Raw genomic sequence first — 12,377 nt, forward strand, 5'->3', positions numbered from 1 at the left:
CCTAGAGCCTGCTTCTAGTTAGCTAAACTTTATCAACTTGTTTGATTTCACCAAATTATATATACCTTTTCTAGTATGTCACTAAACGTTATTTCCCAAAAATAAAAGCCCCTTCTAATTCAAGAAGAGGCTGACAGTGTCCGTACGGCTCTTCTTATCTTCCAAGCATATGCTTGTTGGATTTAGCACAGTTCCCAAAACGGGTCCGCTGCCGAGGTTTCTTTGGGCCAAGTCCCTCCACCTCTCTGGATAAGAATTCGATATATAAATGATGTAGAAATGATTCTATCCTAATAATCATCAAAAGTCAATTACCTGGATCTCCCTTTTTTCCTGCACATAAAGCGATCCCTCTTTCAAATACGGGTTGCATTTTCTTGTCTTTCTGATATGATGTCAGTAATTACATACCATTCACACCACTAGGGGAGTCTTTTTTAAGACTGAGATGGAATTAGTTCCGGACCCTTTGAACCTGAACCGGCTCATACCGGCGGAGGGAAGTGGATGATATCGTCCATTTACAGACCATATCCATCTACCCCGTTCCGTATTCAGGAACGGGTTTTTTTATTAACAAGGGGATCCATTCTAAAGGAGGATGAACAATGGAGAATACTAAATTAGAAACATTCAGTGATAGACTACATGCACGGGCAAAAGAGATTTGGAAAAGGAACCATTCACATCCCTTTGTCCAGGCAATTGGAAACGGTACGCTTCCTGAAAAGAAATTTGCCTATTACCTGAAGCAGGACTATATCTATCTCATGGATTATTCCAAGCTCTTTGCTTTAGGTGTCATCAAAGCTCATAACATCCAAACCATGGCAAAGTTTGCGAGTATTTTAAATGAAACCCTTCAAGTGGAAATGGATATTCATCGGCATTATGCTTCTGAATTCGGAATCAGTTCCAAGGAATTGGAAGAAACAGAACCTACTCCAACCACTCTAGCCTATACATGTTACATGCTAAATGCAGCTCAGCATGGGACTTTGGCAGACTTGATCGCCTGTCTCCTGCCCTGCGCTTGGGATTATTATGAAATCGGTTTGCTATTAAAAGAACAAAATGGAGCAGCATTGGAAAACAATCGCTACGCAGATTGGATAAGGTCCTATTCATCTCCTGAATTCGGGGAAGCACACAAGTGGCTGATCGCTTTGTTGGAAGAATTGACGGAAGGCATGCCAGAAAAGGAACTACTTAGATTAGAAAAGCACTTTTTGGTTACTTCCCGATATGAATATTTATTCTGGGATATGGTTCATAATGAGCAGGATTGGCCGCTGTAGGTCGTTGACATGATGATGAACCCTATCAAGAAACTTACGTTGACTGCCATGATCACGGCTATAACGACGCTGACCAGTTCATTTATTTTCATCCCTGCAGGATTTGCAAAGATCTTTCCTATTCAGCATCTGGCAAATGTCCTGACAGCTATTCTATTAGGGCCTGCTTATGCTGTGACACAAGCTTTTTTAGTTTCCATCATTAGAAACATGTCTGGTACCGGTTCAATTTTCGCCTTTCCCGGAAGCATGATCGGTGCACTTTTGGCTGCCATCCTTTATCGAAAAACACAAAGCTTAAAATTCGCTTGTTTAGGGGAAGTGATTGGGACCGGCATTCTCGGTTCCCTAGCCTGTTATCCACTTGCCATCCTCCTATTGGGAGAAAAAGCTGCTCTTTTTGGTTTTTTACCGGCTTTTATGCTCAGTTCATTCGCGGGTGCGATTTTAGCTTTCATATTACTTAAAATACTTCTAAAAAATAATTATATGAAGGGGTTTTTTTATGAAAACAGCATTAACCATCGCAGGCTCTGATTCAGGGGGCGGTGCTGGAATACAAGCGGATTTAAAAACATTTTCTGCCCATGGGGTCTTTGGAATGTCTGCCATCACTGCCGTAACCGCACAAAATACAATGGAAGTCCGTTCAGTACAGCCAATTGAAACAGCAATCATATCGGATCAAATTGCAGCTATCTTTGAAGATATTCCTGTTGATGCAGTAAAAATAGGCATGCTTGGATCAAAAGGAATAGTGGAAACAGTTGCTGCGTCCCTTAAAACCTTCATGCCTGCCATCGTTATCCTTGACCCTGTCATGATTTCCAAAAGCGGCCACCATTTGCTCGACGAAAAAGCTGTCTCTGCCTTAAAAATGGATTTGCTTCCGCTTGCAACACTTGTAACCCCAAATGTACCGGAAGCGGAAGTACTTACTGGCTTGTCGATTCGGACGAAACAAGATTTCTACAAGGCATGCATTTCGATGCAAGAAATGGGTCCAAAAGCCGTTTTACTTAAAGGCGGCCATGCAGCAGGAAATCCAAATGATCTTTTTTATGATGGGACTGACTTCCACTGGATCAAGGGAGAACGGATTCATACAAAAAACACTCATGGTACGGGCTGTACCCTATCATCCGCCATTACATCAAACCTGGCAAATGGACTGCCATTGCAAGAGTCGATCGAACAGGCCAAGATCTATATTTCTGAAGCGATACGCAATAGCTTTTCAATCGGTAAAGGTCATGGACCTGTCCATCATTTTCATTCCTATTCAAAAAAGAACGGAGTGACTTAATTTGAAGGTTTCTGCAGCCGATTTATTCGTGAAGGTAAGAGAAAGAAAACCACTCGTTCACCAAATCACCAACTTTGTTACGGTCAACGACTGTGCAAATGCCACCCTTGCCATCGGTGGTTCACCAGTAATGACATCGAGTCCAAGAGAAGTGGCGGAAATGGTCAAATTAGCAGATGCATTGGTCCTGAATTTCGGTACGATTGATGATACAGCCTTGGAAGCAATGGAGATTGCCGGTAAGACGGCAAATGCCCTGGATATCCCGGTCATCTTGGACCCGGTGGGAGTTGGTGCCACCTCCTATCGTACAGAGCAAGTCAAAGAGCTCCTAAGTAAGGTTACTTTCCAGATCATTCGCGGAAATGCGAGTGAGATCCTTTCATTGATGGGTGGGGATACCGTTACACGCGGGGTGGATTCGGGGGAACTTGCGATTAGCAATGCAGAGCTGGCTGCTCGAGCGGCAAAAAAATTGAATAGTATCGTCGTGGTCAGCGGAGCGAAGGATGCGGTCAGCGATGGAAAACATACGTCCATCATCAATAACGGGAACCTCCTATTAACTAATGTTACAGGTACCGGTTGCATGTCCACTGCTCTTATTGGCACTTTCTCCGGAGTCACCGATGATTTCTATTCTGCGGCAGTTGCCGGTATTTCAACCATGAGCATTTCAGGGGAACTGGCTGCTGCAAACCTTCAAAAAGATGAAGGAACAGGAACGTTTCGTGTGCGATTAATCGATGCAATATCAAGAATGGATAAGGAAATCTGGATGCATGAGGTGAAAATAAATGAAGAAGTCCCAAATTGATTTAAGCCTATATTTAGTTACGGAAGAGTCCATAGCATTAGAAGAATTGACCAAAATCATTGCAGAATCAGTTTCAGGAGGAGTCTCGATCGTACAACTTAGGGAGAAAAACAATTCCTCCCTTTCCTTTTATAAAAAAGCTTCTGCATTAAAACAGTTATTGAACGAGCTGTCCATTCCCCTTATCATCAATGACCGGGTGGATATTGCACTTGCTGTTGCAGCGGACGGAATTCATATTGGGCAAGATGACCTTCCACTGCCTGTCGTCAAACAAATGGTTCCTGAAGATATGATTGTCGGTGTATCTGTCTCCACTCTTGAAGAAGCTCTCGAAGCCGAACGAAATGGAGCAGATTATATCGGAGTCGGTTCCGTTTTCCCTACTAAGACCAAACAAGATGCAACCCTAATGGCCATTGGGGATCTGGAGGAAATTTGCCGAAGCGTATCAATTCCTGCCGTAGCCATCGGGGGTATCACTGCCGATAACATTACCGCTCTTTCTAATAGCGGGCTATCCGGTACCGCAGTCGTATCGGCCATCATGAATGCAGATAGTCCGAAAACTGCTTCCGAATCCCTTTTAAAAATAATAAAAAACTTTAAATAAACAAAAGAAGGGGACTGAATACAGTCCCCTTCCTTTTGTTTATGTCAAAACGGTATTCTTAGTTTCCTTCCCAAAAGCTACGGCAACGGCCCCCACTAGAATAGCGATTGTAAATAGGGTGAAAATCGATGAAATCGGGGTGCCGGCAGCAACTAAATACCCTACAAGCAACGGTCCCAGGACACCGCCAATCCTGCCGATCCCTGCAGCTAACCCAGCACCTGTACCACGAACTGCTGTTGGATACTGCTCAGGTGTATACGCATAAAGTGCACCCCATGCCCCTAGGTTGAAGAAAGATAGGAACATCCCGGAAACTATCAGCAATGCGAGCCCCTCTGCCGATCCAAAGAAAAAGGCACTGGCGGCCGTTCCAATTAAGTATGTAATCAAAACGAATTTACGTCCCATCTTCTCTATCAGCCATGCAGCTGAAAAATAGCCCGGAAGCTGTGCAAGAGTCATGATCAAAACATATTCAAAGCTTTGAATCATGCTGAAGCCTTTTAGGACCATCACACTTGGCAGCCATAAAAACATCCCATAATAAGAAAAGACCACGCAAAACCATAGAATCCACAATACAAGGGTCTGACGGGAGTATTCCTTTTTCCAGACACTTTTCATATTGCTTAATACAGATGGTCTCTGCTTTTTTTCAAGTTCCGTATACTTCGGTGAATCCGGCAGTTTCAAGCGCAGATACAGAGCATATAAAGCGGGTGCGGCGCTCAATAATAATGCAACCCGCCAACCATAAGCCGGTATGATGAAATAGGAAATGAGTGCTGCCAAAATCCAGCCAACCGCCCAAAAACTTTCAAGAAGGACGACGACCCTTCCCCTTTTACTTGCTTCAACACTCTCAGAGACCAATGTCGAGGCAACCGGAAGTTCTCCTCCAAGTCCCATTCCAATCAAAAATCGCAATATCAAAAACAAGCTGAGTGTACTGACCGCTGCAGACAGGCCACTTGCGATCGAAAACAATAATAATGTAATGATAAAGACATTCTTCCGTCCGACCCTGTCGGCCATCGCACCAAAGAATACGGCTCCAACAGCCATTCCTATAGAGTTTATGCTCCCAATCCAGCCAACCTGCTCACTGGTTAAGTTCCAATCCTGTTTTAATGCAACAATGATGAAAGAAAGCATACCGACATCAAGTGCATCGAACATCCATCCAAGACCCGCAACACCAAGTAACTTACGCTGCGATATCGTTTTCGCATTATTTCCCATATATTCCTCCTGAATGACTTTAGACCTTCTTGTTATTTTATCCTAATTCATTTTAACTATTAACTTGCATTTTTTCTATAGTAATTACACATGTCATGACAAAAAAATACTTCATTTTTAAAATGATGAAGAAATCTTGGATATTCTGTCGAATGATATAGATTGAATATTCCCTTTTTTTCATTTATCATAAAAATTGGCATAAATCATAGCGTTAACAATAAGTCATCATGTTTTGCCCAAGATAATCATTTAATTCAGGAGGGTAATTATGACAAATCTAACGTTAGAAGTAAGTGGAAAGCTGCAAAAATTTTTAACAGGACCAAAAAAGCTCTATATTAATGGTCAGTTTGTAGAAAGTGCTTCAAAAAAAACCTTCTCCACTCCTAATCCTGCTACAGGACAAAAACTTGCCGATGTTTATGAAGCTGATAAAGAAGATATCGACTTAGCCGTCAAAGCTGCACGCAAAGCATTCGATGAGGGGCCTTGGTCAAGAATGAGCGCAGCTGCACGCAGTAGACTTATGTATAAACTAGCTGATTTAATGGAAGAAAATAAAACTGAACTTGCTCAATTAGAAACGTTGGATAATGGTAAACCAATCAGTGAAACTACCAATGCCGACATTCCTTTAGCTATAGAACATATGAGATATTTTGCTGGCTGGTCCACCAAGATTGTTGGACAGACCATTCCGGTAAGCGGAAATTACTTTAACTACACGAAACACGAGGCTGTTGGTGTTGTCGGCCAAATCATCCCATGGAACTTCCCGCTTCTTATGGCGATGTGGAAACTGGGAGCGGCACTTGCTACAGGGTGTACGGTCATATTAAAGCCTGCTGAGCAAACACCGCTTTCCGCGCTTTACCTGGCTGAATTATTGGCTGAAGCCGGTTTCCCTGATGGTGTCGTCAATATCGTTCCCGGTTTTGGTGAAACCGCCGGACAAGCACTTGTCGACCATCCGCAAGTAAATAAAATTGCATTTACCGGTTCGACCGAAGTTGGAAAATTGATCATGCGCTCCGCTTCATATTCATTGAAACGGGTCACATTGGAACTTGGTGGGAAATCGCCAAACATCATCCTGCCTGATGCGGATTTCTCAAAAGCCATCCCTGGAGCTTTGAATGGGGTCATGTTTAACCAAGGGCAGGTATGCTGTGCCGGTTCAAGGGTTTATATTCAAAAGAAACAATATGATAATGTTGTTGCCGATATGGCCAGCCATGCAAAAAACATCAAACAAGGGATAGGTCTGGATCCAAGTACACAAATTGGACCGCTTGTTTCCGAGGAGCAGCAAAATCGGGTAATGGGTTATATTGAAAAAGGGAAAAACGAGGGTGCGGAAGTTCTTGTCGGCGGAAATAAGCCGGGTGAACAAGGCTACTTTGTTTCTCCTACTATATTCGCCGGTGTTGAAGAGGATATGACGATTGCCAAAGAAGAGATTTTCGGACCCGTCATAGCGGCAATGCCATTCGAGGATTTAGATGATGTCATTAACCGTGCAAATGCCAGTGAATATGGATTGGCTGCCGGCTTATGGACAAGCGATATAGCCAATGCCCATTATGTTGCAGGAAAACTCCGTGCCGGTACAGTATGGGTGAATTGTTATAACGCGTTCGACGCAGCTTCCCCGTTCGGCGGCTACAAACAATCCGGAATCGGACGTGAAATGGGATCTTATGCACTGGACAACTATTCTGAAGTGAAAAGCGTCTGGATTAATTTGGGCAAGTGATTTTTTGACTATTAAGAAAGAGGGTCTCAAAGAGGCCCTCTTTCTTTCAGTCCATTGATTCACTGTACAGAATTCTTGAATTATTCAACTATTCAAACCTTTTCAATGGTCTTTCCTTCTTTAGTTTTGGTAAAATGCAAGATAGACAAAATAGCTGCTGGAGCCTGAGCGAACTTATATTGCAAATGAACTCCTTCGTATACTATTAATTTTCACATCAGTGTAAAAAGTTTCTTTTTTATAGAACAATAAGTACAATTATAAATGTAGAAAATGGAAAAGGAGATTTAAAATGATGAGTGATTTTCTAACGAATTTAGAAAAATATGCAGAACTTGCCGTAAAAGTCGGCGTAAACATCCAGAAAGACCAAACCTTGGTCGTAAACACAACATTAGAGGGCGCTGACCTTGTGCGTCTCATTGTAAAAAAGGCATATGAGAACGGTGCGCGCAATGTCATCGTTAATTGGAATGACGATATCGTTTCACGTACCAAATATGAACTGGCTCCGGACGAGGTGTTCCACGAGTATCCAAAATGGCGCGCAGAAGAAACGATCGAACTTGCAGAAAACGGAGCTGCCTATCTATCCGTCATCTCCTCCAGCCCTGACTTATTAAAAGGTGTAAAGCCTGAAAGGATTGCCAACTTCCAAAAGGCATCCGGGACTGCTCTGAAGAAGTGGCGTCAGTATATGCAATCCGATAAAGTGAGCTGGTCCATAGTTGCCGTCCCTTCAAAGGCTTGGGCTGATAAAGTATTCCCTGAAGAAGCAGAAGGTAAACGCGTTGATCTGCTATGGGAAGCCATTTTCAAAGCAGTTCGTGTTGATGTGAAGGATCCTGTAGAGGCCTGGAAAAAACACGATGATACCCTGCATGAAAAAGTTGATTATTTAAATGATAAGCATTACCAAAAATTGCATTACACGGCTCCTGGTACCGACTTGACAATCGAGTTACCCGACAAACATCTTTGGGTCGGAGCGGGAAGCGTTAACGTACAGGGTCATGAATTCATGGCTAACATGCCAACCGAAGAAGTGTTTACAGTTCCATTGAAAACAGGCGTTAACGGTACGGTTTCCAGTACGAAACCACTTAGTTACGGCGGCAACATCATCAATAATTTTTCCGTGACCTTTAAGGAAGGACGGATCATTGAAGTAAAAGCAGAGGAAGGAGAAGAAATCCTAAAACAATTGGTTGAAACGGATGAAGGTTCACACTACCTTGGTGAAGTGGCACTTGTTCCATTCAACTCACCGATTTCCCAATCGAATGTTTTATTCTTCAACACATTATTCGATGAAAATGCATCAAACCATCTCGCTATCGGCAGCTCTTATGCTTTCTGTATTGAAGGCGGAAAAAACATAAGTCCAGAAGAGCTTGCAGAAAATGGACTGAATGAAAGCCTTACACATGTCGATTTCATGATTGGATCAGAGAAAATGAATATCGATGGCATCAAACAGGACGGCACTTCAGAACCTGTCTTCCGTAATGGGGATTGGGCGTTTTAAGGAAAGCGTTGATACAGAAGGTTTTAAGGTCTAAAACCTTGAGTGGTCACAGAATTGGTCACATTTCATTAGTTTTTATCAAATTATCAAGTTCATCAGCCACGTGTTTCTGCATACTAGGAAGCACGTGGCTACACTTGTTGTCTAGCGTAATTTGAATGAATGTATGTCCAACCCGCTCCGATATGACCTTTACATTGACATTTTGTTTGATTAGCATCGTTACATGTGTATGTCTTAAATTATGAAAACGGATTGTAGGTAACCCTAACTTTATCGCCTAAGTTTTCAACATCATCATTTAACCTCAAAACCCTAATCCTGAATCTTGTTAGGGAGATTGTACCGCCGATTATTTCCTCTTTTTCATTATTTTCACCTTGACTACTAATAGAAGTTACTCAATATTAAAAGACCTTGTCCGAATTACTCTATGACAAGATCTTTAAGAACCACATTTACTTAAAGGGTGAAGTTTTTATGCTTGAAATTAATAATGAATGAGACGAACTAGCTAAAAGTTGTTGAGAACTAAAATTCTCCAAACTTCCATGACTACTGCCTATTTTAGAATCTATTTCATTTACATAGTTGGCTAATAGTTGTAGATCACTCATTACTTCACTTAAAGATGAACTATTTTGTTGATCGAACTCTTCTAATTGATTAACTGTCTGAAGAACAGAACTTTTTGCTTTTAAGACTTGATTATTAAATTCTGTATCATCTAAAGAGTTTAACCCAACAATATCAGATACACTTGATATCACTCTATTAGCGTCCAATGTAACATCACTAGTATAATTTTAAAACATCACCTTTTAACTTTCTCTTAATATCATTCAAACTAATCGGGCTCAGGGCGATACACATATTCTTATTTTTTAAACGTAATGTATCATTGGAATATCTTGAACACATTTTTTATTGCCAAATATGTTATACTATTAGTAAAGAGGGTGGCTAAATTGAAAAGCAATAAGTATAATACTGGTGAAACAGTAACTATTCAGGATACTAATGAATCAGTAACCATTAATAAATGGGCATATGTAAAAAACATGAAGAGATATTCTTATACTGTTAAAGAACATCCAACTACTTTTTTCTTTGAAGAAGAATTAAAAAAAGCATAATGACAAGTCACTAAAACCCTACTCAGTTCAGAGTGGGATTTTTTTTGCGTTCATATTTTAGCACAATAAAAAACAGACTCCCATCGAGGAAGTCTGTTCATATCGGTTACGATTTAATTTTAAAATTAAGCTTTTTGAACGTTAGCAGCTTGAGCTCCACGAGCACCTTGCTCAACGTCGAAAGTTACTTTTTGACCTTCGTCTAAAGATTTGAAGCCTTCGCTTTGGATAGCTGAGAAATGTACGAATACGTCGTCTCCGTTTTCACGTTCGATAAATCCAAAACCTTTTTCTGCATTAAACCATTTAACTGTACCTTGTTCCATTGTTGTTGCCTCCTAGTGCATAACACACATTGTATTACTATTTTTAATCATTTGGAAAATAATCAGTATCCTCTTCCACAATCAAAAACAATTCTTTATTAGATTAACATGAAATGATGAAGATAGCAAATTATCCGATGATATTTTAAAGACAGGCTTCATATTCTTTTCGCCTTCCCATTTTCTTCATTATCAATTTAATGATTCAGATAGTAATTAATGGGTATATCAGAGTAATAAGAAACAGTACCAAGAATAATCAAAAAGGAGGTCAATCATGAAATATTACAAGGTATCTAATAGCGGGTTTGACAGTAAAGTCATTGTAGCCTATAGCGGGTATGAGGCACTCGGGTTTTATTTAATGGAAATCGATGATCAACTTGGTTTTGTTGATGATATAGATGTGGAAGAAGTGGATGCTGATGAACAAGTCGAGATTTCCTATACCGGTTATCCCGTTTATAAGACACTTAAGGAGCTATATCAAGAGAAAGATTTTCGGGAAGTTCCTAATGTTGTCGTGGAAGTCGAATAAAGAAAGCACCCTCCCCATCTTTAGGAGAAATCGAGTTAAGCCACTGGATGTTACCTCCCAATCAACTCTGTCAAATAATATTTGGTAATAGCAAGATATTCACGGGTATATGATTTCAGCAGTGACACTTTTGGTGTTTTTGCCGGTACTCCCTTCATGTCCAAGCCTTCTTTTTTTGCTATTTCAACTGCCCGGTAGATATGAAAGTCATTACTTACAATCAATCCCGAAGCTGCTGTATCAGGAATGAGTTCTTTAGAGAAAACAATATTTTCATGAGTTGTTGTAGATTTGTCTTCCATCATGATGCGTGCTTCTTCAATTCCCTGGGCGATTAGCCCCTGTTGCATTGCTTTTGCTTCCGATATATCTTCTCCCGGCCCTTTGCCGCCAGATACAATCACCACTGTTTGTTTGTTCGCCGATAAATATTCTGCAGCTTTATCAATCCGGTATTGTAAGGATAAAGATGGAACCGAACCTTTGACCCTTGCTCCAAGAATAATGAGGTAATCGGCATTTTCCGGAATTTGCTGGTGAATGCTTTCTTGAATTTTCATGTGTAAAAAGCCAAAATACCCCAATAACACAACAAAACTTATTAGACTAAATTTCACCGCCCATGTTTTTCCCCGCTTCATTTCCCTTTCATTATTTAACATTCTTTCCCACTATCCCCCATATAACTAAGATCGAAGAACGGGAAATCATGAAGGACTTCCCGCTCTTCCAAAAATATTCAAACGGACAGTTTATTCTGCGACCATATCATCATATATCAACTTTCCAATTTTACTGATTACTTGACGGCTTTCTTCCTCTGATTTCATATCTTCAGTAAGAACTGCAGCATAAACAGTTTCTGTTTCTGACCGAATGATTGCACAATCATGGACAACTCCACGAATTCCGCCCGTTTTGCTTGCGACCTTGACCCCTCTGCCCATCAGTGATGGAAGTTTATCCCTTAATTGCTGATTGTCAAATACTCGCAATATTTTTTCCTGGCTTTCTTTCATTAAAAAGTTTCCTGTATGTATGGCTTTTAAGCAGGTAATCGTATCTTCCGCAGATATCGTATTGTCCCGCCCTTCTTTTAATGCCTTAAAATCCTGCATTTTTCGTTCAAGGACGGTATTTTTCAAACCAAGTTCCTTGATGCATTGATTAATTTCTTCAAACCCCAACAAGTTCATCATCATATTCGTGGATGTATTGTCGGAAACAGTTATCATCAAAGTCAATAAATCCTCTACGGTTAAAAATACCTTATTCGATAAGACATGCAGGACCCCAGATCCCCCAGTCACTTCATTAGGAGGGATGGTCACTGGTTGATTCAGATAGATTTTCTTTTGTTCACTTTGACGATAACCTTCGATGATCATTGGTATTTTAATTAAACTCGCTGATTGAAAGGATTCATCCTCATGATATCCAATCGTATCCCCAAAGCCATTTTCAATTTTATATGCGATTTTCCCACTAAATGTTTCAACTAATGCTAAGATATCATGTTCTATAGTTTGTAAGGTCATCTATTCCCTGTTCCTCCCTTAGATATCATTTAAACCCCTATAAAAACTCCCTTATACCTTAACTTATTCTACCATGTTAAATGCAGTACAATCTTCTTCTAAATTCCAATTGAATGAATTTTTGTATAGAAAAAGAGCCTTCATATTGAACTGCACCCCAATTGTTAGACAACATCTAACAATTGGAGGTGCAGTTTTTTTGACTAAATATACGATAGACGAAAAATCAAATGCAGTTTTAGAGTACTTAGAAGGGAAAAAATCCTATAAATC

13 protein-coding genes, 2 pseudogenes and 2 riboswitches are annotated in these 12,377 nt (G+C 40.5%); of the genes and pseudogenes, 9 read left to right on the top strand and 6 right to left on the bottom strand.

Features of this window, described 5'->3' with window-relative positions; genetic code table 11:
* Positions 1 to 151 precede the first annotated feature (151 nt).
* A riboswitch (SAM riboswitch) is annotated at positions 152 to 256 on the bottom strand.
* A 158-nt stretch (positions 257 to 414) separates the two neighbouring features.
* Positions 415 to 519: riboswitch (TPP riboswitch) on the top strand.
* 89 nt (positions 520 to 608) lie between these two features.
* Genes tenA through thiE form a run of 5 tightly spaced genes read left to right on the top strand, consistent with a single transcriptional unit; the run spans position 609 to position 4,034 of the window.
* Complete coding sequence (tenA, locus tag Q8G36_RS12905; protein ID WP_305163034.1) at positions 609 to 1,298, top strand: thiaminase II; 690 nt, start codon at positions 609 to 611, stop codon at positions 1,296 to 1,298.
* A gap of 15 nt (positions 1,299 to 1,313) precedes the next feature.
* Positions 1,314 to 1,835, top strand: a complete 522-nt coding sequence (gene thiW, locus Q8G36_RS12910; protein ID WP_305163048.1) for an energy coupling factor transporter S component ThiW — start codon at positions 1,314 to 1,316, stop codon at positions 1,833 to 1,835.
* Complete coding sequence (gene thiD, locus Q8G36_RS12915) at positions 1,804 to 2,604, top strand: bifunctional hydroxymethylpyrimidine kinase/phosphomethylpyrimidine kinase (protein WP_305163035.1); 801 nt, start codon at positions 1,804 to 1,806, stop codon at positions 2,602 to 2,604. Before thiW ends, thiD begins: the two co-directional genes overlap by 32 nt.
* 1 nt (position 2,605) lies before the next feature.
* On the top strand, positions 2,606 to 3,421 hold the full coding sequence (gene thiM / locus Q8G36_RS12920; protein ID WP_305163037.1) for a hydroxyethylthiazole kinase: 816 nt from the start codon (positions 2,606 to 2,608) through the stop codon (positions 3,419 to 3,421).
* A complete protein-coding gene (gene thiE / locus Q8G36_RS12925) occupies positions 3,402 to 4,034 on the top strand; it encodes a thiamine phosphate synthase (protein WP_305163039.1) in 633 nt (210 codons plus the stop codon). Before thiM ends, thiE begins: the two co-directional genes overlap by 20 nt.
* A 39-nt stretch (positions 4,035 to 4,073) precedes the next feature.
* Here thiE and Q8G36_RS12930 read toward each other — a convergent pair whose 3' ends face one another.
* Complete coding sequence (locus Q8G36_RS12930; protein WP_305163040.1) at positions 4,074 to 5,279, bottom strand: MFS transporter; 1,206 nt, start codon at positions 5,277 to 5,279, stop codon at positions 4,074 to 4,076.
* A gap of 271 nt (positions 5,280 to 5,550) precedes the next feature.
* Between Q8G36_RS12930 and Q8G36_RS12935 the strand changes: the two genes are divergently transcribed.
* Both Q8G36_RS12935 and Q8G36_RS12940 read left to right on the top strand, forming a co-directional pair.
* Entirely contained in the window at positions 5,551 to 7,038 is a 1,488-nt protein-coding gene (locus Q8G36_RS12935; RefSeq protein WP_305163042.1) for an aldehyde dehydrogenase family protein, read from the top strand.
* A gap of 295 nt (positions 7,039 to 7,333) precedes the next feature.
* Positions 7,334 to 8,566 carry an aminopeptidase gene (locus Q8G36_RS12940; protein WP_305163043.1) on the top strand — a complete coding sequence of 411 codons (1,233 nt, stop codon included), beginning with the start codon at positions 7,334 to 7,336 and terminating at the stop codon, positions 8,564 to 8,566.
* Positions 8,567 to 8,624: 58 nt separating this feature from the next.
* Here Q8G36_RS12940 and Q8G36_RS12945 read toward each other — a convergent pair.
* Positions 8,625 to 8,840 (bottom strand): annotated as a pseudogene (locus tag Q8G36_RS12945) (tyrosine-type recombinase/integrase); the annotation flags it as partial.
* A gap of 184 nt (positions 8,841 to 9,024) precedes the next feature.
* Positions 9,025 to 9,357 (bottom strand): annotated as a pseudogene (locus tag Q8G36_RS12950) (T7SS effector LXG polymorphic toxin); the annotation flags it as partial.
* Between the two features lie 177 nt (positions 9,358 to 9,534).
* Between Q8G36_RS12950 and Q8G36_RS12955 the strand changes: the two are divergent.
* Positions 9,535 to 9,702 (top strand): hypothetical protein, encoded by a 168-nt coding sequence (locus Q8G36_RS12955; RefSeq protein WP_164855016.1) that lies wholly within the window; start codon positions 9,535 to 9,537, stop codon positions 9,700 to 9,702.
* A gap of 125 nt (positions 9,703 to 9,827) precedes the next feature.
* On the opposite strand, the gene cspC is transcribed toward Q8G36_RS12955, so the two are convergent.
* Entirely contained in the window at positions 9,828 to 10,028 is a 201-nt protein-coding gene (gene cspC / locus Q8G36_RS12960) for a cold shock protein CspC (RefSeq protein ID WP_010331195.1), read from the bottom strand.
* A gap of 277 nt (positions 10,029 to 10,305) precedes the next feature.
* On the opposite strand from cspC, the gene Q8G36_RS12965 reads away from it, so the two are divergent.
* Positions 10,306 to 10,566 (top strand): hypothetical protein, encoded by a 261-nt coding sequence (locus tag Q8G36_RS12965; protein WP_305163044.1) that lies wholly within the window; start codon positions 10,306 to 10,308, stop codon positions 10,564 to 10,566.
* Positions 10,567 to 10,616: 50 nt separating this feature from the next.
* Here Q8G36_RS12965 and Q8G36_RS12970 read toward each other — a convergent pair whose 3' ends face one another.
* Both Q8G36_RS12970 and Q8G36_RS12975 read right to left on the bottom strand, forming a co-directional pair.
* Positions 10,617 to 11,207 carry a YdcF family protein gene (locus tag Q8G36_RS12970; protein ID WP_305163049.1) on the bottom strand — a complete coding sequence of 197 codons (591 nt, stop codon included), beginning with the start codon at positions 11,205 to 11,207 and terminating at the stop codon, positions 10,617 to 10,619.
* 111 nt (positions 11,208 to 11,318) lie between these two features.
* Positions 11,319 to 12,104, bottom strand: a complete 786-nt coding sequence (locus tag Q8G36_RS12975) for a serine hydrolase (protein WP_305163045.1) — start codon at positions 12,102 to 12,104, stop codon at positions 11,319 to 11,321.
* Between the last annotated feature and the right edge of the window lie 273 nt (positions 12,105 to 12,377).

Origin of the sequence: Peribacillus frigoritolerans (assembly GCF_030676415.1) — a bacterium.
In the GTDB taxonomy this organism is placed as follows: domain Bacteria; phylum Bacillota; class Bacilli; order Bacillales; family DSM-1321; genus Peribacillus; species Peribacillus frigoritolerans_A.

Excerpts from the sequence above, each read along its gene's own strand:
- Q8G36_RS12940 (WP_305163043.1), top strand. The coding sequence starts at position 7,334 with ATGAGTGATTTTCTAACGAATTTAGAAAAATATGCAGAACTTGCCGTA.
- Q8G36_RS12965 (WP_305163044.1), top strand. The coding sequence starts at position 10,306 with ATGAAATATTACAAGGTATCTAATAGCGGGTTTGACAGTAAAGTCATT.
- thiW (WP_305163048.1), top strand. The coding sequence starts at position 1,314 with ATGAACCCTATCAAGAAACTTACGTTGACTGCCATGATCACGGCTATA.
- tenA (WP_305163034.1), top strand. The coding sequence starts at position 609 with ATGGAGAATACTAAATTAGAAACATTCAGTGATAGACTACATGCACGG.
- cspC (WP_010331195.1), bottom strand. The coding sequence starts at position 10,028 with ATGGAACAAGGTACAGTTAAATGGTTTAATGCAGAAAAAGGTTTTGGA.
- Q8G36_RS12975 (WP_305163045.1), bottom strand. The coding sequence starts at position 12,104 with ATGACCTTACAAACTATAGAACATGATATCTTAGCATTAGTTGAAACA.
- thiD (WP_305163035.1), top strand. The coding sequence starts at position 1,804 with ATGAAAACAGCATTAACCATCGCAGGCTCTGATTCAGGGGGCGGTGCT.
- Q8G36_RS12970 (WP_305163049.1), bottom strand. The coding sequence starts at position 11,207 with ATGAAGCGGGGAAAAACATGGGCGGTGAAATTTAGTCTAATAAGTTTT.
- Q8G36_RS12935 (WP_305163042.1), top strand. The coding sequence starts at position 5,551 with ATGACAAATCTAACGTTAGAAGTAAGTGGAAAGCTGCAAAAATTTTTA.
- Q8G36_RS12930 (WP_305163040.1), bottom strand. The coding sequence starts at position 5,279 with ATGGGAAATAATGCGAAAACGATATCGCAGCGTAAGTTACTTGGTGTT.
- thiE (WP_305163039.1), top strand. The coding sequence starts at position 3,402 with ATGAAGAAGTCCCAAATTGATTTAAGCCTATATTTAGTTACGGAAGAG.